Annotated in this window: 22 protein-coding genes; 16 read left to right on the top strand and 6 right to left on the bottom strand. The window is 73.3% G+C overall.

The annotated features are described in order from the left end of the window. Positions 1–110: 110 nt before the first annotated feature. From hpnC to AC29IT_RS03165, 8 genes are all read left to right on the top strand, one after another. On the top strand, positions 111–1,010 hold the full coding sequence (gene hpnC, locus AC29IT_RS03200) for a squalene synthase HpnC (protein WP_358438052.1): 900 nt from the start codon (positions 111–113) through the stop codon (positions 1,008–1,010). Then, positions 1,004–1,870, top strand: a complete 867-nt coding sequence (gene hpnD / locus AC29IT_RS03195; RefSeq protein ID WP_488217914.1) for a presqualene diphosphate synthase HpnD — start codon at positions 1,004–1,006, stop codon at positions 1,868–1,870. Before hpnC ends, hpnD begins: the two co-directional genes overlap by 7 nt. Beyond that, positions 1,867–3,231 (top strand): hydroxysqualene dehydroxylase HpnE, encoded by a 1,365-nt coding sequence (gene hpnE / locus AC29IT_RS03190; protein ID WP_488217745.1) that lies wholly within the window; start codon positions 1,867–1,869, stop codon positions 3,229–3,231. Before hpnD ends, hpnE begins: the two co-directional genes overlap by 4 nt. After that, on the top strand, positions 3,228–4,241 hold the full coding sequence (locus AC29IT_RS03185; RefSeq protein WP_488217744.1) for a polyprenyl synthetase family protein: 1,014 nt from the start codon (positions 3,228–3,230) through the stop codon (positions 4,239–4,241). The genes hpnE and AC29IT_RS03185 overlap by 4 nt, the downstream gene beginning before the upstream one ends. Next, positions 4,235–6,172: a squalene--hopene cyclase gene (shc, locus tag AC29IT_RS03180; protein ID WP_488217743.1), complete on the top strand. Its 1,938-nt coding sequence runs from the start codon at positions 4,235–4,237 to the stop codon at positions 6,170–6,172. Before AC29IT_RS03185 ends, shc begins: the two co-directional genes overlap by 7 nt. 7 nt (positions 6,173–6,179) lie before the next feature. Next, positions 6,180–6,827: a phosphorylase family protein gene (locus AC29IT_RS03175; RefSeq protein WP_488217742.1), complete on the top strand. Its 648-nt coding sequence runs from the start codon at positions 6,180–6,182 to the stop codon at positions 6,825–6,827. Positions 6,828–6,873: 46 nt separating this feature from the next. Then, positions 6,874–7,875, top strand: coding sequence for an adenosyl-hopene transferase HpnH (gene hpnH, locus AC29IT_RS03170; protein WP_358438041.1), 1,002 nt, complete (start codon positions 6,874–6,876; stop codon positions 7,873–7,875). A gap of 82 nt (positions 7,876–7,957) precedes the next feature. Further along, positions 7,958–8,608, top strand: coding sequence for a VC0807 family protein (locus AC29IT_RS03165; RefSeq protein WP_358438039.1), 651 nt, complete (start codon positions 7,958–7,960; stop codon positions 8,606–8,608). Between the two features lie 63 nt (positions 8,609–8,671). On the opposite strand, the gene AC29IT_RS03160 is transcribed toward AC29IT_RS03165, so the two are convergent. From AC29IT_RS03160 to AC29IT_RS03150, 3 genes are read right to left on the bottom strand one after another with little or no spacing between them, the layout of a single operon-like run. Further along, entirely contained in the window at positions 8,672–9,385 is a 714-nt protein-coding gene (locus AC29IT_RS03160; RefSeq protein WP_488217741.1) for an SDR family NAD(P)-dependent oxidoreductase, read from the bottom strand. After that, on the bottom strand, positions 9,382–10,281 hold the full coding sequence (locus tag AC29IT_RS03155) for a DMT family transporter (RefSeq protein WP_358438034.1): 900 nt from the start codon (positions 10,279–10,281) through the stop codon (positions 9,382–9,384). Before AC29IT_RS03155 ends, AC29IT_RS03160 begins: the two co-directional genes overlap by 4 nt. Then, positions 10,278–12,653 carry an MGDG synthase family glycosyltransferase gene (locus AC29IT_RS03150; protein ID WP_488217740.1) on the bottom strand — a complete coding sequence of 792 codons (2,376 nt, stop codon included), beginning with the start codon at positions 12,651–12,653 and terminating at the stop codon, positions 10,278–10,280. The genes AC29IT_RS03155 and AC29IT_RS03150 overlap by 4 nt, the downstream gene beginning before the upstream one ends. Before the next feature lie 174 nt (positions 12,654–12,827). Between AC29IT_RS03150 and cynS the strand changes: the two genes are divergently transcribed. Next, positions 12,828–13,271, top strand: coding sequence for a cyanase (gene cynS / locus AC29IT_RS03145; protein WP_488217739.1), 444 nt, complete (start codon positions 12,828–12,830; stop codon positions 13,269–13,271). 234 nt (positions 13,272–13,505) lie between these two features. On the opposite strand, the gene AC29IT_RS03140 is transcribed toward cynS, so the two are convergent. The 3 genes from AC29IT_RS03140 to AC29IT_RS03130 form a co-directional block, all read right to left on the bottom strand. Then, on the bottom strand, positions 13,506–14,378 hold the full coding sequence (locus AC29IT_RS03140) for a LysR family transcriptional regulator (protein WP_488217738.1): 873 nt from the start codon (positions 14,376–14,378) through the stop codon (positions 13,506–13,508). 115 nt (positions 14,379–14,493) lie between these two features. Further along, entirely contained in the window at positions 14,494–15,249 is a 756-nt protein-coding gene (locus tag AC29IT_RS03135; RefSeq protein WP_488217737.1) for an SDR family oxidoreductase, read from the bottom strand. 147 nt (positions 15,250–15,396) lie between these two features. After that, complete coding sequence (locus tag AC29IT_RS03130) at positions 15,397–15,993, bottom strand: chorismate mutase (protein WP_488217736.1); 597 nt, start codon at positions 15,991–15,993, stop codon at positions 15,397–15,399. A gap of 423 nt (positions 15,994–16,416) precedes the next feature. Between AC29IT_RS03130 and AC29IT_RS03125 the strand changes: the two genes are divergently transcribed. The 7 genes from AC29IT_RS03125 (at position 16,417) to AC29IT_RS03095 (ending at position 24,086) form a co-directional block, all read left to right on the top strand. Beyond that, positions 16,417–18,051 (top strand): AMP-binding protein, encoded by a 1,635-nt coding sequence (locus AC29IT_RS03125; protein WP_488217735.1) that lies wholly within the window; start codon positions 16,417–16,419, stop codon positions 18,049–18,051. A gap of 172 nt (positions 18,052–18,223) precedes the next feature. Then, complete coding sequence (locus AC29IT_RS03120) at positions 18,224–19,696, top strand: flavin-containing monooxygenase (RefSeq protein WP_488217734.1); 1,473 nt, start codon at positions 18,224–18,226, stop codon at positions 19,694–19,696. 73 nt (positions 19,697–19,769) lie between these two features. After that, positions 19,770–21,458 (top strand): GMC family oxidoreductase N-terminal domain-containing protein, encoded by a 1,689-nt coding sequence (locus tag AC29IT_RS03115; protein WP_488217733.1) that lies wholly within the window; start codon positions 19,770–19,772, stop codon positions 21,456–21,458. A 56-nt stretch (positions 21,459–21,514) separates the two neighbouring features. Continuing rightward, a complete protein-coding gene (locus AC29IT_RS03110; RefSeq protein WP_358438010.1) occupies positions 21,515–22,114 on the top strand; it encodes an acetoacetate decarboxylase family protein in 600 nt (199 codons plus the stop codon). 76 nt (positions 22,115–22,190) lie between these two features. After that, positions 22,191–22,850 (top strand): thiaminase II/PqqC family protein, encoded by a 660-nt coding sequence (locus AC29IT_RS03105; protein WP_488217732.1) that lies wholly within the window; start codon positions 22,191–22,193, stop codon positions 22,848–22,850. A gap of 197 nt (positions 22,851–23,047) precedes the next feature. Beyond that, positions 23,048–23,704 (top strand): WXG100 family type VII secretion target, encoded by a 657-nt coding sequence (locus tag AC29IT_RS03100; protein ID WP_488217731.1) that lies wholly within the window; start codon positions 23,048–23,050, stop codon positions 23,702–23,704. Continuing rightward, the gene (locus AC29IT_RS03095; RefSeq protein ID WP_488217730.1) at positions 23,691–24,086 is read left to right on the top strand and encodes a YbaB/EbfC family nucleoid-associated protein; all 396 of its coding nucleotides are present in this window, start codon (positions 23,691–23,693) and stop codon (positions 24,084–24,086) included. The genes AC29IT_RS03100 and AC29IT_RS03095 overlap by 14 nt, the downstream gene beginning before the upstream one ends. The last annotated feature ends 6 nt before the right edge of the window (positions 24,087–24,092 follow it).

Genomic DNA, 24,092 nt, shown 5'->3' with positions numbered 1-24,092 from the left:
AATTCCCTTCACCACACGAAGGAGTTCCTCCACCCTGCGTGGCGACCGGTGCCGGTCCTAGTCTTGCCGGACCACCCAGGTCGCAGGCGGGTGAGGGGGCCATTGTGGACATGTCACGGGCTCGTGGACGACCCGCCCACGAGCGCACCACCGCGCGGGTGCCGGACTTCGCGGCGCAGCTGCCCGACAGCGCGGCCGTGCTCGCGCGGGCCGACGGCGAGAACTTCCCCGTCGCCGCCCGCGTGCTGCCGCGCGGCCCCCGCACCCACCTGATGGCGCTCTACGGCTACTTCCGGCTCGTCGACTACGCCGGGGACGACGCGCCCGGCAACCGCGAAGCCCTGCTCGACCACCTCGAAGCCGACCTCGGCCACGCCTACCGCGGCATCCCGCGGCTCCCGCTGCTCAGAGCGCTCGCCCCCACCCTCCGCGACTGCGGCCTGCCCCAGGAGGTGCTGGTGCGGCTGATCGACGCCAACCGGCGCGACCAGCACGTGCGCCGCTACCGCACCTTCGCGGAGCTCGTCGACTACTGCGCGCTCTCCGCCAACCCCGTCGGCGAATCCGTGCTGCACGTCTTCGGCTGCGCCCGGCCCGACCTGGTCGCCCTGTCCGACCGGATCTGCACCGCGCTGCAGATCCTCGAGCACTGCCAGGACGTCCGCGAGGACCACCGCGCCGGCCGCGTCTACCTGCCCGAATCGGATCTGCGGCACTACGGCTGCTCGCCCGCGGAACTGGAAGCCGACCGGGCCCCCGAGCACTGGCGGGCGCTGCTGCGCTTCCAGGTCGTGCGCGCGCACCGGATGCTCGAATCCGGCGCGCCCCTGGTCGGCAGGCTGCCGATGCCCGCGCGGCTCGCCGTCGCCGGGTACGTGGCGGGCGGGCGCGCCACCGTGCACGCCTTCAGCGCCGCCCGGTTCGACCCGCTCGGCGGCGACGTGACCCCCGCCCGCGCCCGCACCGCCGTCGAAGCGGTGCGCTTGCTGCTGTCAGGAGGTACCTGGTGACCACCTCGGTTCCGGAGGCGTACCGGGAGTGCGAGCGGATCACCCGCGAACGCGCGCGCAACTTCTCCTACGGGATCAGGTTGCTGCCGGGACCCAAGCGGCGGGCGCTGTCCGCGGTGTACGCGTTCGCCCGCCGCGTCGACGACCTCGGCGACGGCGACCTGCCCGCCCCCGAGAAGCTGCGGCTGCTCTCCGAAGCCCGCACCGCGCTGCACCACGCGAGCCCGCGGTCCGGCGACCCGGTGCTGGTGGCGCTGGCCGACGCCGAATCGCGGCTGGCGCTGCCGATGTCCGCGTTCGACGAGCTCATCGACGGGTGCGAAGCCGACGTACGCGGCACCAAGTACCTGACCTTCGACGACCTGCGGCACTACTGCCGCTGCGTCGCGGGCTCCATCGGCAGGCTCTCGCTCGCGGTGTTCGGCACCGCCGACCGGGCGGTGGCCGAACGCCGCGCCGACTCCCTCGGCGTCGCCCTGCAGCTCACCAACATCCTGCGCGACGTGCGCGAGGACCACGGCAACGGGCGCGTCTACCTGCCCGCCGAGGACCTGCAGCGCTTCGGCGTGCACCTGGTGCCCGGCGAACCCGGCCCGGTCGCGAGCGACGCGGACGGGCTCGCCCGGCTCGTCCGGTTCGAGGTCGGCCGCGCCGAGCAGTGGTACCGGGAGGGCTTCGCGCTGCTGCCGATGCTCGACCGGCGCAGCCGGGCCTGCTGCGCATCGATGTCCGGGATCTACCACGAGGTGCTGCAGGCCATCGCCGCCCAGCCCTCCCGCGCCCTGCGGCGGCGCACCTCGCTACCGGCCTGGCGCAAGGCGGGCGTGGCCGCCCGCTCCCTGGCGGGGATGGCACCGTGACCCGCAGCGTGCTCGTCATCGGCGGTGGCCTGGCCGGGCTCACCGCGGCGCTGCGCTGCGCCGACCAGGGGTTCGCGGTGACGCTGCTGGAAGCGCGGCCCCGGCTCGGCGGCGCGGCCGGCTCCTTCCGGCGCGGCGACCTCGACGTCGACACCGGGCAGCACGTGATCCTGCGCTGCTACACCGCCTACCGCGCGCTGCTGCGCAGGTTCGGCGTCGCCGACGGCATCCGCGTGCAGCCGAAGCTGCGGATCCCGGTGCTGCGGCCCGATGCGCCGAGCGGTGTGCTGCGGCGCTGGCACGCACCGCCGCCGCTGCACCTGGCGCCCGCGCTGCTCGGCTACCGCGCGCTCTCGCCCGCCGAACGCCTCGGTGCCGCGCGCACCGCGCTCGCGCTGCGCGCGCTGGACCCGGCCGACCCGGAACTCGACGAGCACAGCTTCGGGGACTGGCTGCGCACCCGCGGTGAATCGGCGCGCGCCGTCGACGCGTTGTGGGGGCTGCTGTCGGTGGCCGCGCTCAACGCGCAACCCGACCGGTCCTCGCTGGCGCTGGCGGTGAAGGTGTTCCGCACCGGGGTGCTCGACGGCACCGACTCCGCCGACATCGGCCTCCCGCGCCGCCCGCTCGGCGCGCTGCACGACACCGCCGCGCAACGAGCGCTGCACGCCGCGGGCGTGCGGGTGCTGCTGCGCACCAAGGCGCTCGGGCTGCGGCGGGACGAGCTGGGCTGGCGGGTGCCCGTGCGCGGGCGCGGCGGCGACGACGTGCTCAACGCCGACTCGGTGGTGCTGGCCGTGCCGCACCAGCACGCCACCGCACTGCTGTCCGGGCTGCCGCTGCCCGCGGCTGCTCGCTGGGCCGGGCTCGGGGCGGCGCCCATCGTCAACGTGCACGTGCACTACGACCGGGCGGTGCTGGCCGAGCCGATGGCCGCGGCGCTCGACTCGCCGGTGCAGTGGCTGTTCGACCGGACCTCGATCGCAGGCGCCCGGCACGGCCAGTACCTGGCGATCTCGCTGTCCGCGGCGCAGGAACTGCTCGACCGGCGCACCGACGAGCTGCGCGAGCTGTTCCTGCCCGCGCTGAACGACCTGCTGCCCGCGGCCCGGCAGGCGCACGTGGCGGATTTCTTCGTCACCCGCGAACCGCGCGCGACCTTCGACCAGGCCCCCGGGACGCGAGCGCTGCGGCCCCCGGCGGACACCGGGATCCCCGGCCTGGTGCTCGCCGGTGCGTGGACCGCCACCGGCTGGCCCGACACGCTCGAAGGCGCTGTGCGCAGCGGAGAACGGGCCGCGCGCGTCCTGCGGGCGGCCACCGGCGACGCCCGGCGAGCGGGCGTGGAGGTGTCCCGATGACCATTGCCGTCCCCAGCGCGCTGACCACCTCGCGGCGGCAGGTGGAGCCCGCGCTGCGAGCCGCGGTCGGCGAACTCGACGAGCACACCCGGCTGGTCTGCGAATACCACTTCGGCTGGGTGCACGCCGACGGCAGCCCCGACGGGCGCACCGGCAAGGCGCTGCGGCCCGCGCTGGTGCTGCTCGCCGCGGCCGCCGCCGTCGACGACGCGCCCGCGCCGTTCCGGGAAGCCGCCGCGGTGGAGCTGGTGCACAACTTCTCGCTGCTGCACGACGACCTGATGGACGACGACACCTCCCGGCGGCACCGGCCCACGGCCTGGACGGTGTTCGGCAGGCCCGCCGCGCTGCTGGCCGGGGACGCGCTGCTCGCGCTCGGCACCAGCGTCCTCGTCGACGCGCCCGCCGCGCACGCCGCCGACGCGGTGCGGATGCTCGGCTCCGCCACCGGACGGCTCATCGTCGGGCAGGCCGCCGACCTCGACTTCGAACGGCGGCACGACGTGGGGCTCGGCGAATGCCTGCGGATGGTCGAGGGCAAGACCGCGGCGCTGCTCGGCTGCGCCTGCGGGCTCGGCGCGCTCGCCGCGGGCGCCGACACCGCCGTCGTCGCCCGGCTGCGGACCTTCGGCGAGGAGCTGGGCATGGCCTTCCAGCTCGTCGACGACCTGCTCGGCCTGTGGGGAGACCCGGCGACCACCGGCAAGCCGGTGCTCTCCGACGTGCGGGCGCGGAAGAAGACCGCGCCCGTCGTGCACGCCCTCACCTCCGGTACCGCGGCAGGGGAGCGGCTGCACCGGCTCTACCAGGAACCCGAGCAACTCGTCGGCGACCGCGCCGAACTCGCCGCCGACCTCGTGCGGCAGGCCGGGTCGAAGGAATGGGCCGAGACCGAATGCGAACGCAGGCTCACCGCCGCGCTCGCGCAACTGCCCACCGGCGGCCGGACCTGCGCCGCGGTGGACGCCCTGACCGAACTCGCGGAATTCATCGTGCGGAGGCAATGGTGACCGAACAGCTGACCCGATCCGGGACCGACGAGCAGACCCTGCCGGACCTGCCGCTGGGCAGCGGCGTCCGCGCGCACGCGGCCCTGCTGTCGGCCCAGGAGCACCTGCTGTCCCTGCAGGACACCGACGGCTGGTGGAAGGGGGAGCTGCAGACCAACGTCACGATGGACGCCGAAGACCTGCTGATGCGCCAGTTCCTCGGCATCCGCACGCCCGCCGAGACCGAGCGCACCGCGCGCTGGATCCGCTCCCAGCAGCGCGAGGACGGCACCTGGGCGACGTTCTTCGGCGGACCCGGCGACCTGTCCACCACCGTCGAGGCCTACACCGCGCTCAAGCTCGCGGGTGACGATCCCGAAGCCGAGCACATGGTGGCGGCCCGGAGCTGGGTCCTCACCCACGGCGGCATCGAGGCGACCCGGGTGTTCACCCGGATCTGGCTGGCGCTGTTCGGCGAGTGGTCCTGGGACGAGCTGCCCGCGATGCCGCCGGAAGTGGTGCTGCTGGGCGCGTCGGTGCCGCTGAACCTCGCCGACTGGGCGTGCTGGGCCCGGCAGACCGTGGTGCCGCTGACCGTGGTGTGCACGCTGCGGCCGCGCCGCGACCTGGGGGTGAGCGTCGGGGAGCTGCGCACCGGACGCGTCCCGCAGCGCTCCACCGGCCCGTGGGACCGGGCGTTCCACGCGCTCGACGCGGTGCTGCACCGCTACCAGCGCCGTCCGCTGCGCTCGCTGCGGGAACTGTCGATGCGCCGCGCCGCCGAGTGGATCGTGGCCCGCCAGGAGGCCGACGGGTCGTGGGGCGGCATCCAGCCGCCGTGGGTGTATTCGCTGCTGGCGCTGCACCTGCTCGGCTACCCGCTGGAGCACCCGGTGCTGCGGGAGGGCATCGCCGGGCTCGACGGGTTCACCGTGCACGAGCAGACCCCGGACGGGCCGGTGCGCAGGCTGGAGGCCTGCCAGTCGCCGGTGTGGGACACCGTGCTGACCGTGCAGGCGCTGCGCGACTCCGGGCTGCCCGCCGACCACCCGGCGCTGCGCTGCGCCGCGGACTACCTGCTCGACGAGGAGGTCCGGGTCACCGGCGACTGGTCGGTGCGCAGGCCGAACCTGGCGCCCGGCGGGTGGGCCTTCGAGTTCGAGAACGACGGCTACCCGGACACCGACGACACCGCGGTGGCGCTGCTGGCGCTCAACCGCGTCGAGCACAGCAAGCCGGGCGAGCTGCGGCGCGCCATCGACCGCGGCGTGCACTGGCTGCGCGGCATGCAGTCCCGCGACGGCGGCTGGGGCGCGTTCGACGCGGACAACACCCGCAAGCTCGTCACCAGGTTGCCGTTCTGCGACTTCGGCGAGGTCATCGACCCGCCGTCGGCCGACGTCACCGCGCACGTGGTGGAGGCGCTGTCCGCGGTCGGACACCGCGACGACCCGGCGGTGCGCGCCGGAGTCCGGTGGCTGCTGGAGAACCAGGAATCCGGGGGCTCCTGGTTCGGCCGCTGGGGCGCCAACCACGTGTACGGCACCGGGGCGGTGGTGCCCGCGCTGATCGAGGCCGGCGTGCCCGCGAACCACCCGTCGTTGCGGCGCGCGGCGCGCTGGCTGGAGCAGCACCAGAACGCCGACGGGGGCTGGGGCGAGGACATGCGCTCCTACACCGACGAGCGCTGGATCGGCGTCGGCACCTCCACGGCCTCGCAGACCGGGTGGGCGCTGATGGCGCTGCTCGCGCTCGGCAGGCACACCACCGACGCGGTGCGCAACGGCGTCGAGCACCTGGCCGCCACCCAGCGCGCGGACGGCACCTGGGACGAACCGCACTACACGGGCACCGGGTTCCCCGGCGACTTCTCGATCAACTACCACCTGTACCGGTTGATCTTCCCGCTCACCGCGCTCGGCCGGTACGAGCGCGCGGTCGCCGAGCGGTGATCGGGGCGTGGCGGTGAACGCGGCGGCGCAGCGGCGGACCCGGGGAGCCCCCACCGGTCCCCGGGTGCTGCTGTGCGCGCCGCTGCGCTGCGAGGCGGCCGCGCTGCGCGGCGCGACCACCTCGCCGGTGCTGCGCACCGGGCTCGGCCCGTGGCGCAGCGCGCGCACCATCGCCGGGGTCCCGCTGGGGCCCGGTGACGCGCCGGTCGTGCTCGGCCTGGCCGGGGGAGTCGGTGCGACCGGGCCCGGAGCCGTCGTGGTCGCCGACGAGATCCGCGACGAGGCAGGCACCGTCCGGCTGCCCGCCGCGCACGCGCTGGCCGCCCGGTTGCGCGCCGCCGGATTCCCGGTGCTCGTCGGCCCGGTCGCCAGCGCCGACCACGTGGTCGGCGGTGCCGAACGCGCCGCCCTGGCCACCACGGGCGTGGTGGCGGTGGACATGGAATCCGCAGCCCTGGCCCGCTCGGCGGGGGAGCGGCTGTGCGCCGTGGTGCGGGTCGTCGTCGACACCGCGCGGACCCCGCTGCTGCACCCGCGCACCCCCGGCCGCGGGGTGCGCGCCCTGCTGCGGCTGCGGCGGCTCGCTCCCGTCGTGACCGCGTGGGCCGCGTCCCCGCACCGATGTCGGCGCACCGCACCCGACCGACCGCGGTGACGACCCGGCGTCCCGCCCCCACCCGAACCGTGCTGGAGGTACTGACATGGGAATTCCGATGCGCCAAGCCGTTCGCGTCGGCTCCTACCTCGTGCGGCAGAAGCTCGCGCGACGCGAGAAGTTCGCCCTCACCCTGGAGCTCGAACCGCTGTTCGCCTGCAACCTGGCCTGCGCCGGCTGCGGCAAGATCCAGCACCCCGCCAGCGTGCTCAAGCAGCGGATGCCGGTGGACCGGGCGCTGGCCGCCGTCGAGGAGTGCGGCGCCCCCGTCGTCTCCATCGCAGGCGGCGAACCGCTGATGCACCCCGAGATCGAGGTGATGGTCGCCGAGCTCGTGCGGCGCAAGAAGTTCGTCTACCTGTGCACCAACGCGCTGCTGATGCCCCGCAAGATCGACAAGTTCACGCCGTCCCCGTACTTCTCCTGGGCGGTGCACATCGACGGGCTGCAGGAGCGCCACGACGCCTCGGTGTGCAAGCAGGGCGTGTTCGACCAGGCGGTGGCGAACGTGCGGGACGCGCAGCGCCGCGGCTTCCGGGTCACCACCAACAGCACGTTCTTCAGCACCGACACGCCCGCGTCGGTGATCGAGGTGCTCGACTACCTCAACGACGAGCTCGAAGTCGACCAGATGATGCTCTCGCCCGCCTACGCCTACGACAAGGCGCCGGATCAGGAGCACTTCCTCGGCGTCACCGAGACCCGCGAGCTGTTCGCGAAGGTCTTCGCCGACGGCAGGCGCAAGAAGTGGCGGTTCAACCACTCGCCGCGGTTCCTCGACTTCCTGGAGGGGAAGGTCGACTTCGGCTGCACGGCGTGGGCGATCCCGTCCTACTCGCTGCACGGCTGGCAGCGACCCTGCTACCTGATGGGCGACGGGTACGTGCAGAGCTACCGGGAGCTCGTGGACGAGACCGACTGGGAGTCCTACGGCCGCGGCCGGGACCCGCGGTGCGCCAACTGCATGGCGCATTGCGGTTACGAACCGACCGCGGTACTGGCCACGATGGGTTCACTACGCGAATCGATTCGTGCCCTGAAAGGGTGAGGGATACCACCCGCACCCCTGTTGATCAGCAACGATGCGGTTACCCTTGTGGTCCCGCCCCCGACGACGGACACCGATACGAATGAAGCAGCCATCGCAGGTCGTGCACCTCGACGCGCTCCCATCGCACCTGTGGCACGCCGCCAAGCACCTGGGCGAAACGGTTCTCGCACCGCTGGTGCTGTTCTACGTCCTGTTCACCTTCACCGGGCTGACCGGTGGCCTGATCGCCGCACTGGTCTGGGGGGTCGGCGCCGTCGCCGTCCGCCTCGTGCTCCGGCTGCAGGTGCCGCTGGTGCTGATGTTGACCACCGGGGTGCTGGTGGTGCGGACCGTCGTCGGGTTCGCCACGAACAGCTCGTTCCTGTACTTCCTGGAACCGAGCCTGCAGAACTTCCTGGTGGCGGTGCTGTTCCTCGGGTCGCTGCTGTTCGAGCGCACGCTCATCGCGAAGCTCGCCGACGACTTCTGCATCCTGCCGCCGTCGCTGATCGGCAACGCCCGGGTGCAGCGGTTCTTCCGGCGGGTGTCGCTGCTGTGGGCGCTGGTGTTCACGATCAACGGGTTCACCACGCTGTGGGCGCTCGCCCAGGCGACCATCGGGCACTTCCTGCTGGCCAGCACGGCCGGCTCGTTCAGCCTGGTCGCGGTGGCGGCGATCGCCTCCATCTGGTGGCTGCGGCGCGAACTGCGCGGTGAAGGGATCACGCTGCGGTTCGCCCGCACGGCCTGAGCACCGCGCGGCCCACGGCCCACCGATCCGTCCGGGTCGGTGGGCCGTTCCCGTGCGCGGCCCTCAACCGAAGCGGTGGGCCAGCCGGTGGAAGGTGGCGGGCAGCGCGCCGTGCACCCGGGCGGCGAGGCCCAGCCAGCTCGGTACGAACACCTCTGCGGTGCCCGCCTCCAGCGCCCGCAGCAGCACCCGCGCCACCCGCTCCGGCGGGACCGGCCGCGGGAACCGGCGCACCGGGGCGGCACGGCCTGCGAAGAAGCGGGTGGCGACCAGCCCGGGGAACACGGTGGTCACCGGCACGCCCTCGTGCGCGACGCTCGCCGCGAACGCCCGCAGCCCCGCCTTCGTCGCCGAGTACACGGCCTCCTGCCGCACCCCGGTCGCGGCGATGGAGGAGACGAACCCGACCCGCCCGCCGCGCGCCGCCAACCCGGGCAGCGCGGCGCGGGTCAGCTGCAGCGGGGCGGTGAGGTTCAGCGCGACCAGCTCCGCGATCCGACCCGCCGACATCTCCGGCAGCGGGCCCGCGCACCCCGCCCCGGCGTTGTTGATCAGCAGATCGGTGTCGGCGGCGACCTCCGCTACCCGGCGCACCGCGTCCGGATCGGCCAGGTCCGCCACCAGCGCCCGACCGCCGCTGCGCCGCGCCACCGCGACCAGCCGCTCCCGGTCCCGGCCCACCAGCACCGGATCCCACCCCGACGCGCCCAGCTCCAGCGCCAGGGCGGCGCCGATGCCGGAGGACGCGCCGGTCACCAGCGCGGTCCGGGACCTCACCCGGAGCCCTCCTCGATGGCCCTGCGCAGGTGCTCGCCGCGGTGCGTGAGCACCCAGATCCCCGCCATCAGCACCACCCCGGCCAGCGCCTGCCCCACCAGCGCGCCCGGCGCCGTCTCGACGCGTTCACCGAGCCAGCTCACCCCGATCGCCATCCCCACCAGCGGATCGGCCGCGGTGATCACCGCGAGGGCGGGGGAGATGAACCGGCCCTGCTGGAAGGTGTTCTGGCTCAGCAGGAACCCCACCGGCCCCAGCGCGCACACCACGTACAGCGTCGGATGCGTGAACGGTTCCGCGATGCCGCCGTGCCGCAGCTGCTCGGCCACCACCTTGATCAGGCCCGCCGTCACGCCGTAGAGCACCCCGGTGGCCAGCGCCAGCGCCAGCACCCGCACCTCCCCGGGGAACCGGTTCGCGGTGAGCACGCAGGCCAGCACCACCAGCGCCAGCACCACCGCCAGCGGCCGCACATCGGTCGTCGTGGTGAACCCCGTGCCCTCACCGGTGGGCCTCGCCAGCAGCAGGAACGCCGCCAGCCCTGCCATCACCGCCAGCGCCCCGAGCACCAGCACCCGGTCCAGCCTGCGGTGCGCCATGCCCGCCGCGAACACCGCGCCGAACAGCACCGAGGTCACCAGCAGCGGCTGCACCAGCACCAGCGGACCGAACGCCAGCGCCACCATCTGCAGCGACAGCCCGGCCAGCACCGTGCCGATGCTCAGCAGCCAGATCGGCTTGCGTACCAGGTCCCACAGCAGCCGCGGATCGAGCGTGCGGCTGGTCGGCACCTGCTTGGTGGCGCGCTGCTGCACCGCGCTGGCCAGGCCGAACCCGGCCGCGCCGAGCACGGCGGCCGGGACCGCGACCCCCAGCATCGTGCCCGTGGAGCTCACGAGCCGACGCCCACCGGTGCCGGGTCGCCGAGCGCGGCGAAGGCCTGCCGGAACCGGTCGGCGAACTCGTCCACGTCCGGGAACGAACCGGGATCCGTGGTGATGCCGATGCCGGTGTGCTCGGCCCAGTGGATCACGCCGAGCGCCAGGCCCACCCCGGTGGCCAACGGGAGCACCGGGTGCACGGTGTGCAACCGGGCACCGGCGATCCGCGGCTCCTCGGACCGGCCGGGCATGATCGAGACGATGGCCTGGAAGAACCGGCCCCGGTACATCGACCGGACCGCCTTCGCGTGCAGCGGCGCGGGCAGCACGCCCAGCGCGCTCAGCACCGCGGCCGCGGCGATCGGCCTGCCGCCGCGCTGCGCCCGGTCCAGCCGAGCGGCGATCTCGGAGAGGCGCCGGCGCGGCGACATCGGCCCCAGCGGCAGGTCCACCGCGACCCCCGCCGCGTGGTTGCCGAACCACCGGGCGCCGCGCCCGGTGCCGCGCGGCACCATCGCGCGCAGCGAGCGCTGCGTGGTGTCGTTCTCGTCCATCCGGTGCAGCGCCTCCGCCAGCACCGCCAGCAGCAGGGCGGTGCGGCTGACCCGGTGCGCGGCCGCGGTGCGGCGCACCTGATCAGTGGGGAGCTCCACCCACGCGAAGCGGCGGGACGAGGTGCTGCGCCGCGCCGGTCGCCCCGCGGGCACCGCGTTCGCGGCGACCAGCCCGAGCACCCCGCGCAGCACCACCAGCGCCCGCCGCGGGCCGGTCGGCTCCGGGCCGGCGGGCGGCTCCTCCTCCCGGGGGTCGTCGGTGAGCAGCCGCAGCAGCGTCGAGGTCATCACCAGCCCGTCGCCGAGCGCGTGGTGCATCGACACCAGCAGCACGACCTGCGCCGATCCCGGTTCGCGCAGCACCTTCATCGCCCACGGCGGCCGGTCGGCGCGCAGCGGGGCGGTGAAGAACTCCCGTTCCACCCGCTCCCGTTCGCCGGGTTCGCCGCTGAGCTCCTGGTGGCCGAGGTGCTCGGGGACCGAGAGCTCGCGAACCGGGATCCGGCGGCCACCGCTGATCCGGTGGTGCAGCATCGGCAGCCGCGGGGCCCGGCGGGTGATCAGACCGCCGAGGTGGTCGATCCAGTCCGCGGTCGTCATCACCCGGTCCGGATCGCTCAGGGTCAGCACCGCACCGGTGCGCTGCGGCACCTCCGGGGTGGCGGCGTGCACGAAGAACGCGTCCTGCCCGCGCAACCGGCGCGACCGCGGCTGCGGGCGCAGGTCGGCGAGGGCGGCGACCTGGTCGGCGAACCGGCCGGTGTCCCGCAGGTGCTCGTGCACCCGCTGCTCGGCCGCGTGCAGCGCTCCCGGCTCGTCGAGCAGGCGTTGCAGCGCCCCGGCCAGCGCGTCCGCGTCCTCGCACAGCTCGGCGAGCCCGTCCTCGGCCATCAGCTCCGCGTTGGCGCGGCCGTGCCCGGCGATCGGTTCCACCATGAGCACCGGCCGCGCGCACGCGAGCGCCTCCAACGCCGTGGCACCGCCCGCGTTGGTGACCACCACGTCGGCGGCCGCGGTGTAGTCGGGCACGGCGCGCACCCAGCTCAGCGGCAGCAGCCGCGGGTCCCGGTCGGCGCGGTCCCGCAGCCGCCGCAGCAGCGTTCCGTTGTGGCCGCACAGCACCACCACCCGGTCGATCGCGGTGCGCAGCGCCGCGTCGGCGGCCCGCTCCACGGAACCGAAGCCGAGCGAACCGCACGAGATCAGCAGCACCCGCCCTTCGGGGGGCAGTCCGCAGTCGCGGCGGGCCGCCGCCTTGTCCCGCGGCCGGAACCGGCGCTCCACCGGCGGGGCGCTCACCGCGTGCACCGAGCGCGGCTGGGCGCGGCGCGCGGCGCGCAGCCCGTTCTCGCTCATCACGTAGTGCAGGTCGATGCGCGAGTACACCCAGAACGGGTGCGGTGCGAAATCGGAGATCACCGCCGCGATCGGCACGTCGAGCTCGCCGCGCCCGCGCAGCCAGTCCAGCCCCGCGGTCCCCAGCGGGTAGGTGGACACGACCAGATCAGGGCGGTGCTCGGCCAGCACGGGCCGCAGCCTGCGCCCGCACCAGGAGCCGACGAACCGGCGGCAGCCGTCGGCGAACCAGCGCTGCCGCCACAGCGCGGCGTAGAAGAAGTCGTACAGCCAGGGGGTGCGTTCGACGTTGGTGACGTAGATGCGCTGGAAGGCGGCGGGCACCCAGGAACCCATCACCTGCAGCGCGTCCACCCAGGTGACGGTGCATTCCGGCCAGCGGGCGCGGGCGGCCTCTTCCACGGCCCGCGCCGTGGCGTTGTGCCCTTCCCCGATGGTGGCGCTGACCAGCAGGAGTCGGTGCGGTGGCTGAGTCACGAGGCGAGCTCCCCCCTCCGAGAACGGCTCGTGGTCCGGAGGCTAACGGCGTCCCGAGGGCCCGGCCGGATGAGCGAACGACCCACGGCCGGATGACTCGGCCACCGGTTTCGGGTGAGGATGGCCGGGATGGATCAGCTGACGCCCGGGCGACCGGGTGGGACGGGAGTGCGCATGACCAGCAAGCAGGAGGCGGCGGCCGCGGTCCGGGCGAAGAAGGTCGAGCTCGGCGTGACCTGGGCGCAGCTGGCGGAGGCGGTCGGCCGCCCGGTCGCGTGGACGACGGCGGCGCTGTTGGGCCAGCACCCGATGCCGGAGCCGGAGGCGCGCGCCGCGGTGGAACTGCTGGAGCTGGGACCGGACGTGCTGCACGCGCTGCGCCTGCAGCCGACCAGGGGAGCGCTGGACGAGGCGGTGCCGACCGATCCCACGATGTACCGCTTCTACGAGGTGCTGCAGGTCTACGGGCCGACGATCAAGGAGCTGATCCACGAGGAGTTCGGCGACGGCATCATGAGCGCGATCAACTTCCGGCTCGACGTCAGCCGGGTCGAAGATCCGCAGGGCGACCGGGTCGTGGTGACCTTGGACGGGAAGTTCCTGCCGTACCAGTGGTGACTTCGCGTGCGGCCGTTCACGCGGTGCCTGCCCGTCCGTCCGCTTCTGCCGGGTGACACCGAGGTGGCGGAACTCCAGTGGTCTGCTCGCTGCCCGTTCTCCCGGTGCGGCCGCGATGTCCGATGCGTGCCCACCACGGCGATGTCGCCGTCGTCGCGAGACGGGGAACCCGCGGCGGTGCCGGTCGCCCGGGCGGACGTCGGCTGAGCGGAAAGCCGAGACCTGCCGGGCGGGTCACAGGGTGGCGGTGAGGAACGCGTCGCGCAGGTCGTGGGCGAGGTGCGCCGGCCACAGCGCGTGCAGCGGCGCGAACAGCGCGGGGCGCAGCTCCACCACCCGGGTCCGCCCGCCCGCGGCGGGCCCGGGCGGCGCGGTCACCAGCGCCACGTACCCGGTGCCGATCACGGCGGTGACCGGCGGGGTGCCCTGGATCGGGTTGCGCAGGTGCTCCGGTTCGAACCCGGCGCGGCGGCAGTGCTCCAGCAGCAGGTCGGTGTAGCCGGACCGCCCCGGATCGCCCCAGACGACGAGCCGTTCCGCAGCGAGTTCGGTGAGCTCGACGTGGTCTCGGTCGGCCAGGTGGTGCTCGGCGGCGACGGCCAGCGAGAGCCGGTCCTGGCGGAGGGTGCTGCGGGTCAGCCCGTGCTGCGGGTGCATGCCGCGGCAGAGCCCGAGGTCGAGGTCGCCGCCGAGCAGGTCGTCGGCCAGCCGCTGCGGGTAGTGCTGGTGCACCTCGGTGCCGAGCCCGGGCAGTTCCGCGAGCGCGGTGTGCACCAGCGCGGTCACCTCGTCGCTGGTCACCGCCGGGGTGTGCCCGACCCGCAGCGTCTCCGCGCCGCCGCGCCCGATGCGGCGGGCGCGGTGCAGCGCGGAACGGGCGATGCCGTGCAGGACGCGGGCGTCGTCGATGAGCGCCTGCCCGGCGGGCAGCGGGGTGACGCCGCCGGTGTCGCGGCGCAGCAGCGGGACTCCGACCTCGCGTTCGAGGCTGCGCACCGAGGTGCTCAGCGCCTGCTGGGTGAGGTGCAGCCGCGCCGCGGCCCTGGTGAACCCGCCTTCTTCGGCGACGGCGACGAGGTGCTCCAGCTTGCGCAGGTCCAGTCCCACGTCCGGCCTCCCGTCCTCGTCACGTGCCGCCGGTCAGGCGGGCCGCCCTCGCTCGGGGCGGCCGGCCCCCCGCTCCGGCCGCCCCGATCCTGCTCCACCCTCGTGGGCGGTCCGGTCAGCGGGTGGTGTAACCGCCGTTGGCGAAGATCGTCTGCCCGGTGATCCACCAGCCGTCGGTGGCCAGGAAGCGGACCAGCGGCTCGATGTCCTCGATCTTGGTGAGCTGGTTCCCGAGCGCCTGCGACTTGTGGAACTCGACCCGTTCGGGGGTCTCCTGCGGGTAGAAGAACGGGGTGTCCATCGGGCCCGGGGCGATGTTGTTCACCGAGATGCCGCGGTCGGCGAACTCCTTGGCCGCGGCCCGGGTGAAGTGCTCCAGCGGAGCCTTGCCGCCCGCGTAGGTGGAGTAGCCGTCGGTGAACGCCGCCAGCAGCGAGGTCACCAAGCTGATGATCTTGCCGTTGTCGTTGATCCGGCGGCCCGCCTCCTGCAGGAAGAAGTACGCGGCCTTGGCGTTGATGCCGAACATCCGGTCGTACTCCTCCTCGGAGGTCTCGACGATCGGTTTGCGCAGCACCATGCCGGTGGTGTTCACCGCGACGTCCACCCCGCCGAACTCGTCGACTGCGGCGTCGAACAGCCGCTGCACGTCCTCGACGCGGGTCAGGTCGCCCGCGACGACGACCGCCGAGGAGCCCGCCGCGCGGACGGCCTCGGCGGTGCGCTCGGCGTCGTCCTTCGAGGACTCGGAGTGGTGGTGGACCACGACCTTCGCCCCGGTTTCGGCGAGCTTGGTGCTGATCAGCCCTCCGAGGTTCTTGCCGCCGCCCGCGACCACCGCGACCTTGCCGTTCAGCGTGTGCTCGGCCATCTCGCCCTCCTGCCGTGCTCGGTCGACCGGCGCGCTTCGCCGGTGCACCACCGACGCTAGGCAGCACCGCGCGGAACCGGGAAACACGAGTTTCGCGTGCGCCGACAAGGAACATCGATACCCGCAGGTCGGGGCGTGTTCAGGTGGTCATTCGCAGATCGTCCCGACGGCCTCGGTGAGGGCGCCGCGGTGCAGCGCGTCCAGCCGGTGCCCGAACACGGCGCTGACCGCGGCGGCGGCGAGGTCGAGCCGGCACTCGTCGGTGGGTTCCCGCACGGGCTCGGTCCTGCGCAGCTCGCGCACGGCGCCGGCACTGATCCGGTCCAGTTCGGGCCGCACGTCCGCGCCGAGGTCGGGGCGGTGGTCGGGCCGCAGCTCCGGGTGCGCGTCCCACGCCGCGAACAGGCCGCGCTGGACCTCCTTGCCCGCTTCGATCTGGTGCCGGAAGAACCGGACCCCGTCCGTCGGGTCGAGCCCCGCCTCGGTAGAGAGTTCGGCGACGGCGTCGAGCACCTCCCGCTCCCGCGGCGGGTCCTCGATCGGGGCGCCGGTGCCGTACTTGGCGGCGGCGACCTCGTCGGCCAGCAGCAGGCGTTGCGCGGCGAGGTCGACCAGGGCGGTCAGCGCGGCCTCCGCCGGTTCCGGTGCCGGGGCGCTGGCCGCGGTGGCAGGGGCCGCGGTAGCAGGTGCCGCGGTGGAGATCAGCACGCCGAGGGCGAGCCCGGTGAGCATCGTTCGTCGCATGTCCGCTCCTCGTCGATCGGTGTCGCGGAGGAGTCTGCCCCGACCGGGCCCGCGCACCCGGCCCGACATGCCCCGGCGTGTCGGCGCGGGCGCGGTGACGGTGCGTCGCCAGGACGAGTTCGGTCCACTGTGCGGACACTGTGGACCGTCGGTGCACGCGAGTTGAACCGCACTGGAACGGCTTCCGTCCGGCGGGTCGGTCGGAGGGCCGTCGATAGCAGTCCTCAGTGGTCTGATCGGACCGGCCGCCCCGGGTGCCCGGGATGCAGTGATTACGCCTTTCGGCGGAACGTGCTCGCGGGGATTGTCATCGGCGTGACAAGAAAATTCTCGGTCCGAACAGCTAACTTGACGCGCTCTGCGCGAGGTCGATAGGTGTTCCCGATCTTCACCGGTTGCGGTGCGCAGAGCGAGGGAGCGGGAATGGTGCGAGACGGGCGAACGGACGGCGCGGGCGGGACGCGGCACGGCACGCGCGCGTTGCGGGTCCTGGCCAGAGCGGGCATGGCCTCGCCGACGGCGCCCCGCCGCGCGCTGCGCGGACTCGCCGACGTGCGCGCCTGGGGTCCGCTGGTCGGAGCACTGCGGCACAGCACCCGGACCCGGCCCGCCGCCGTCGGCCTCGTCGACGAGCTCGGCGAGGTCACCTACGCCGAACTGGACCGCGCCTCCGACCTGCTGGCCGTCGCGCTGCGCGACCGCGGCTTCGACGACGAGCACACCATCGCGGTGTGCTGCCGGGACCACCGCTGGCTGGTCCTGGTGCTGCTGGCCTGCGGGAAGCTCGGCGTGCACGTGGTGCTGCTGAACACCGGCTTCGCCGCGCCCGAACTCGCCGACGTGATCGCCCGCGAGCAGGCCGCCGCGCTCGTCGCCGACGGCGAGTTCGCCCCGCTGGTGGCCCGGACCCGGCTCCGGGTGTCGCACTTCGAGGCCTGGCCCGCGGAAGGCGGCCCCGGCACCACCACGCTGACCGGCTTGCTCGCGGAGGCCGAGCAGTCCCCGGAAGAACCCGTGATCCCCCGGCCGCGGCGACCGGCGAGCGTCGTGCTGCTCACCAGCGGCACCACCGGCAGGCCCAAGGGGGCGCGCAGGCAGGTCCGCTCCGCGCTGAGCGCCGCCGAATTCCTCGACCGCATCCCGCTGCGTGCCGGGGAACCCACCTTCATCGCCTCCCCGCTGTTCCACGCCATCGGGTACTCGCAGCTGACCGTCGCGTTCGGACTCGGCAGCGCCGTGGTGGTGCGGCACCGGTTCGACGCCGCGCGCCTCGCGACCGCGGTGCGCGCGCACGGATGCCGCGCGGTCGTGCTGGTGCCGACGATGCTGCGGCGGTTGCTGGACCTCGACCCGGAGTTCCTGCGCACCACCCTGTCCGGGCTGCGCGTGGTGATCGTGTCCGGTTCGGTGCTCGCCCCGGAGCTGGCGCGGGCCACCGCGGAGCGGCTCGGCGACGTGCTCTACAACCTGTACGGCTCCACCGAAGCCGCGGTCGCCGCGGTCGCCACCCCGGCCGAGCAGCGCCGCGCACCGGGCACCGCGGGACGCAGCCCGCACGGCTGCGCGGTGCGGCTCTACGACGCGGGGAACCGGCGGATCACCCGGTCCGCGGTGCTGGGGCGGATCTTCGCGGGCGGGACGCTGACCTCGACCGGGTACACCACCGGCTTCGGGCGGCCGCAGATCGACGGGCTGGTGGACACCGGCGACCTCGGCCACTTCGACGAATCCGGGCTGCTGTTCGTGGACGGCCGCGCCGACGACATGATCATCTCGGGTGGGGAGAACGTGTTCCCGGCCGAGGTGGAGAACCTCATCGCCACCCACCAGGCCGTGAAGGACGTCGCCGTCCTCGGCATCGCCGACCCGGAGTTCGGCCAGCGGCTGCACGCGTTCGTGGTGCCCATCCCCGGCGCGGAGCTGCACCCGCTGGAGATCGTCGACTTCGTCCGCCAGCGCCTCGCCCGGCACAAGGTCCCGCGGCAGGTCGACCTGGTGCGCGCGGTGCCGCGCAGCGCCACCGGCAAGGTCCAGCGCACCGCCCTGCCCGCGGGCTGAACCGCGCCCACCGCGCGTCCCGGAACGTCGCATCGACCCGGCAGCGGGCCGGAACCCGGTGGTCGGCGCCCTGTCCGAAAGTATCAATGATCTGGCCGTCGGCGTCAGACCGGACAGGTGAAACCCGGCATAACGTGATCGTGTCCCCAGCGCACGACCACGAGGAGCCCGCATGTCACCGATCCGCCAACCCCATGTCGCCATCATCGGCAGCGGGTTCGCGGGCATCGCGGTGGCCGCGCAGCTCCGGCGTGCCGGCCACACCTCGTTCACGATCTTCGAACGCGCCCCCGGCGTGGGCGGGGTGTGGCGGGACAACACCTATCCCGGGGCCGCCTGCGACGTGCCCTCGCACCTGTACTCGTACTCGTTCCAGCCGGAACCGACCTGGCGGCGCCGGTTCGCCGAGCAGCCGGAGATCCTGCAGTACCTGCGGCGTTGCGTGGAGCAGAACCGGCTGACCCGGCACCTGCGGCTGAACACCTCCATCGAAGCCGCCGACTACGACGAGAAATCCCGGAAGTGGCGGCTGCGCACCGGATCCGGCGACGTCGTCGAGGCGGACGTGCTGGTGCCCGCCGTAGGCCAGCTGAGCGAACCGGTCGTGCCGAAGCTGCCGGGGCTGGACGACTTCGACGGTCCCGCGTTCCACTCCGCCCGCTGGGACCACCAGCTGGACCTGCGGGACAAGCGGGTCGCGGTGATCGGCACCGGCGCGAGCGCCGTGCAGTTCGTGCCCGCCATCGCCGACCGGGTGCGGGAGATGACCGTGTACCAGCGCTCGGCGCCGCACATCGTTCCCCGCCCGGACCGCGGTTACCAGTCCTGGCACCGGTTCGCGTTCCGCCACGTCCCCGGCGCGCAGGCGCTCGGCCGGTTCGGGGTGTGGCTGTTCTTCGAAGCGGCCGGGCGCGGGCTGACCACCGCGCAGGGCATCGGCAAGGTGTTCACGCTGGTCGCGAGCGGCCACCGCCGCAGACAGGCGGCCGCGGAGCCGCTGCGCGCGGACCTGGCGCCCGACCACCCGATCGGCTGCAAGCGGGTGCTGTTCTCCAGCGAGTACTACCCGGCGTTCTCCCGCGACGGCGTCCGCCTGGAGCGCGGTGCGATCGACCGGATCACGCGGAACGGGGTGCGCACCGCCGACGGCGTCGAGCATCCCGCGGACGTGCTCATCTTCGGGACCGGGTTCGACGCGAGCCACTTCCTGTCCACGGTGGACATCACCGGTGCCGGTGGCGCCCGGCTCGACGAGGTGTGGAAGCGGGGCGCGCGCGCCTACCTGGGCATGGCGGTGCCCGGCTTCCCGAACATGTTCGTGATGTACGGACCCAACACCAACCTCGGCTCCGGCTCCGTGGTGCACGTGCTGGAGAGCCAGGCCAGGTACGTGGTGCGCCTGGTGCGCAGGCTCGCCCGGCGCCCCGGTGCCGCGCTGGACGTGCTCCCGACCGCCGCGGAGCGGTTCGACCACGAGATGCAGCGGCGGCTGCGGGACAGCGTGTGGACCTCCTGCCGCAGCTGGTACCGCGACTCCGACGGGCGGATCAGCACCAACTGGCCCGGCTCGATGACCGAGTACCGGCGCCGCACCCGGTGCCCCGACCTGAACGACTTCCAAGTGCTGACGGCTTCCACCACGTGACCGCCGCTCCGACCCGAATTCCACAGCGATCGAGAGGGCCGGCGGCGGCCCGGACCCCCTGAGAGGTGTGCACATGCCCGACCACGACTACGACGTGCTCGTCATCGGTTCCGGCTTCGGCGGCGGAGTGTCCGCGCTGCGGCTGACCGAGAAGGGCTACCGGGTCGGGGTGGTGGAGGCGGGCAGACGATTCCGCGACGAGGACTTCCCGAAGACCTCGTGGCGGCTGCGCGACTACCTGTACCTGCCGAAGCTCGGCTGCTACGGCATCTTCCGGTTCGACTTGCTCAAGGACGTGCTGATCCTCAGCGGCGCCGGGGTCGGCGGCGGATCGCTGGTGTACGCCAACACCCTGTACGAGCCCCCGGCCGAGTTCTACGCGCACCCGCAGTGGGCGGGCATCACCGACTGGCGCCGGGAACTCGCGCCCTACTACGACCAGGCGAAGCGGATGCTCGGCGTGGCCGAGAACCCGCGGGACACCCCGGCGGACGAGGCGATGCGTGCCGCCGCCGAAGATCTCGGCATCGCCGACACCTTCCACCGCGCGCAGGTCGGCGTGTACTTCGGCGAACCCGGTGCCACCGCGGAGGATCCGTACTTCGGCGGCGCCGGACCGAAGCGGCAGGGCTGCCTGCACTGCGGCGAGTGCATGACCGGGTGCAGGCACGGCGCGAAGAACACGGTGGCGAAGAACTACCTGCACCTGGCCGAGAACGCCGGTGCCGAGGTGCACCCGCTGACCACGGTCACCGAGGTGCGGCCGCTGCCCGGCGGCGGCTACGCGGTCTCGACGGTGCGCACCGGGCGGCGGCTGCGCAAGCGGCGCCGCACGTTCACCGCGCAGGAGGTGGTGTTCTCCGCTTCGGCGCTGGGCACCCAGAAGCTGCTGCACCGGATGCGGGATTCCGGTGCGCTGCCGGGCATCTCGTCCCGGCTGGGGCTGCTCAGCCGCACGAACTCCGAGCAGATCCTCGCGGCCCGCGCCCGCGGCGACGAACGCGACTTCAGCGAAGGCGTCACCATCACGTCCTCGGTGCACCCGGACGCGTCGACGCACATCGAACCGGTCCGCTACGGCAAGGGCAGCAACCTGCTGGCGCTGCTGGAGGCCGCGCTGGTCGATCCGAAACCCGGCCGCAACCGGTTCCTGCTGGGGTTGCGGCACATGCTGCGCCACTGGCGGGACCTGCCGACGCTGCACTCACCGCGCCGCTGGTCGCAGCAGACGATCGTGCTGCTGGTGATGCAGGCGGTGGACAACTCGCTGACGCTGCGCACCAAGCGCGGCCTGTTCGGCCGCAAGCTCAGCAGCGAGCAGGGAGACGGGGAACCGAACCCGACGTGGATCCCGGCCGGGCACGCCGCGGCCCGCTCGGTCGCCGAGAAGATCGGCGGGGTGCCCGCGGGCAGCTGGGCGGACCTGGCGAACGTCCCCATCACCGGCCACTTCATCGGCGGCTGCGCGATCGGCTCCGACGCCGAGCACGGCGTGGTCGACGCCTACCACCGCCTCTACGGGTACCCGGGTTTGCACGTGGTCGACGGCTCGACGATCTCGGCGAACCTCGGCGTGAACCCGTCGCTGACCATCACCGCGCAGGCCGAGCGCGCGATGGCGCTGTGGCCGAACAAGGGCGAACCGGACCGCCGCCCCGAGCTGGGCGAGCCGTACCGCCCGGTCGAGCCCAGCGTCCCGGCCGCCCCCGTGGTGCCCGCCGCGGCGCCCGGGGCGCTGCGGTTGCCGCTGAGCCCGATCTGATGTGCTGGGGCGGGAAAGCCCGCCCGCGGAAAGTGCTCGCCCGAACAGGAGAACGGATGACCTATCCACCAGAACCGTGGGAGCTGCACGGCGACCTGCACCTGTCGCTGTGGTCGCTGCCGGAGGTGGAGCTGCCGGGCGTACCGCTGGAGACACCACCGGTGCTGATCGGCGACCGAGGCCTCGTCGGCACCGCGTGGGTTCGCTACGGGCCGGGCAGCGTCCTGGAGTACGACGAGCTCCTCGTGGCCGTGCTGGTCCGCGACGGCGCGGTGCCGCGGGTGCACATCAGCCAGATCTGGGTGGACAGCCCGGAATCCCTGCAGGGCGGCCGGGAGTTGTGGGGAATCCCCAAGGAGCGGGCCGAGTTCCGCAGGCGCACCGGCGCGCGCGTCACCTCCTGCGCGGCCGACGGCATCGCGTCCGCCGGGTTCGCCCGGTTCGCGCGGCTGCCCGGCCGCTGGCCGTTCTCCTACCGCGTCGCCCAGGACCTGCACGAGTTCCAGCAGACGCCGGTGCGCGGCGCGGCCGGGGCGGTCTGGTGCTCGGCGGTGTGGCGGTTCGACCCGGACGGCCCGCTGGGATGGCTGGCCGGACGGCGGCCGGTGGCGAGCGCGGCACTGACGGACTTCGCGATGAGCTTCGGGTCCGACTGATCCGGTTCCGTCCGTTTTCCGTTGTGGGGAGGGGTTTTCGGTTCGCGGTGCGGGGCGTTCGTGGGATCATCGGAGCATGACCGATTCTGCCCGCGCCCTGCTGGACTCGATTCACCGCGACCTCGCCCCGCGGGAGGGGGAGAACCGGCTGGTGCCGCTGGTGCAGGCCGGTTCCGCGCCGAGATCGGTGCTGGCCGCGCTGGCGGCCGAGGAGTCGCGCATCGTGCCGTGCGACTGGCGCAGCTTCCTCACCCTGTCCGCGCGCGCCGCGGACCGGCCCACCCGCGAGTTCTTCGCCGGGCTCGCCGCGGGGGAGGGGGTGGCGCTGGGCGCGCTGCCGAAGCTGGTGGCGGCGCTGGGCTGGAGCGAGCAGGACGTCGCGGACTACCGGCCGAAGGCCGGTTGCCAGGCCTACCCGGCCTACATGTCGTGGCTCGCGCTGCACGCCGAGCCGGGAGACGCGGCGGTGGCGATCGTGTCGAACTTCGCCGCGTTCGGCTCGTACTGCGCGGAGGTGGCGCAGGCGTTGCGCACCCGGTACGGACTGTCGGATTCGGACTGTGAATTCTTCGACCTCTTCGGCACCCCGGCACCCGGTGCGGACGAGCAGGCCGCGGCGGTGGTGCAGGCCGAGCTCGATGCGGGCCGCATCACCGAGTCCCGCGCCCGCGAGCACGCGCGCCTGTTCCAGGACTACGAGCTCATGTTCTGGAACACCCTCCCCGACGAGCTCTGAACCGCTCCGCCGAACGAGTGATCGCCGTTCGGCGTGGACACCCGTCGATGCGCCGTCGTTAGCCGAGCGGTTGGCTCTCGACGTCCAGCGTTCCGCCGAGGAGTACCTGGCCAGGGAACAGCAGATGGTGGACGACCTGGGACGGGTGCGGCGACAGCTCGACGAGGGCCCGCGGTAGCGGGCGGGGGAGGACGGGCGTGCGCAATCCGCTCGATCACGTGTCCACCGACTTCTGGCAGTTCACCGGGGACTTCGACTCCGTGGTGAAGCTGCTGCCCCCAGCGGGGCCGGGGCAGGGGACCAATCCCATCACCGGGCAGCTGGTCGCCGTCCGGGAGTTGGATCTGGCGAAGATCCGCGAGGTCGCGAGGAAGAACTGGGCGGACAACTCTCGAACGGAGAGCATTCGCACGGCTGCCGAAGCAGCGGTGGAATCTCTGGAGGTCACCCGCGACTACATCGGCCAAGGTTGGCGGGGACGGGACTTCATCGCCTTCAGCGAGCGACTGGAACGGCTGCGTTCGACGATCGAGAAGGTAGTCGGACCGGCGGACCGCATGTCGGAGGCATTGCTCGAACTGGCCGGAGCGCTGGAGGAAGCACTGACCGAGACGATCACGACCATCACCGCATTGGGCAGCGTGATCTCCGCGGTCGCCGGGGTGGCGGCTGCGGCATTCGCATTCCCCGACCCGACCGTCAGCAAAGTCATCGCCCTGATCGCTGCGGTGATCACGGCGATCCTCGCTGCCGTGTCCGCCGCCATGGCGATCGTCAAAGGTATTGAGAGCAGGCAAAAAGCGGTGTCCGGGGTGGTCCGGGAGTGCAGGATGGCAATCGATGCGATCAAGTGAGGGCGAGCAGATGAACGCGCAGGCGCGGATCGAGGACGCGATGGCGCGACTCGGTCGGAACATGTCGAAGGTCCGGGAGGATCCGCAGGCGGTGCTCGACGGCCGGTTCAAGGGCGTCTCCTCGTCAGGTGGCGTCACCGTTGTGGTGGACTCGCTGGGGCGTGTCGAAGATGTCCGGTTGGCTCCCGGGACCTGCGGCCGTTGGGGCGAGACCGAGTTGGCTTCGGAGATCGTCGAGGCGAGCACCGCCGCGCGCCGGGCGGCGGAGGAACTGGACTTCGGCGAGGAGCGGCCAGCACGTCCGGTGAGCGGTCGCGAGCCGTTGGAACCTGTTGAGGAAGAAGACTTTTCGCGGCGAAGCTTCCTCGAGTCGGATTGGTGAGCAGGT

Source organism: Saccharopolyspora sp. MMCC62, from assembly GCF_057736575.1.
This window is presented reverse-complemented; position numbering and strand designations above follow the sequence as displayed.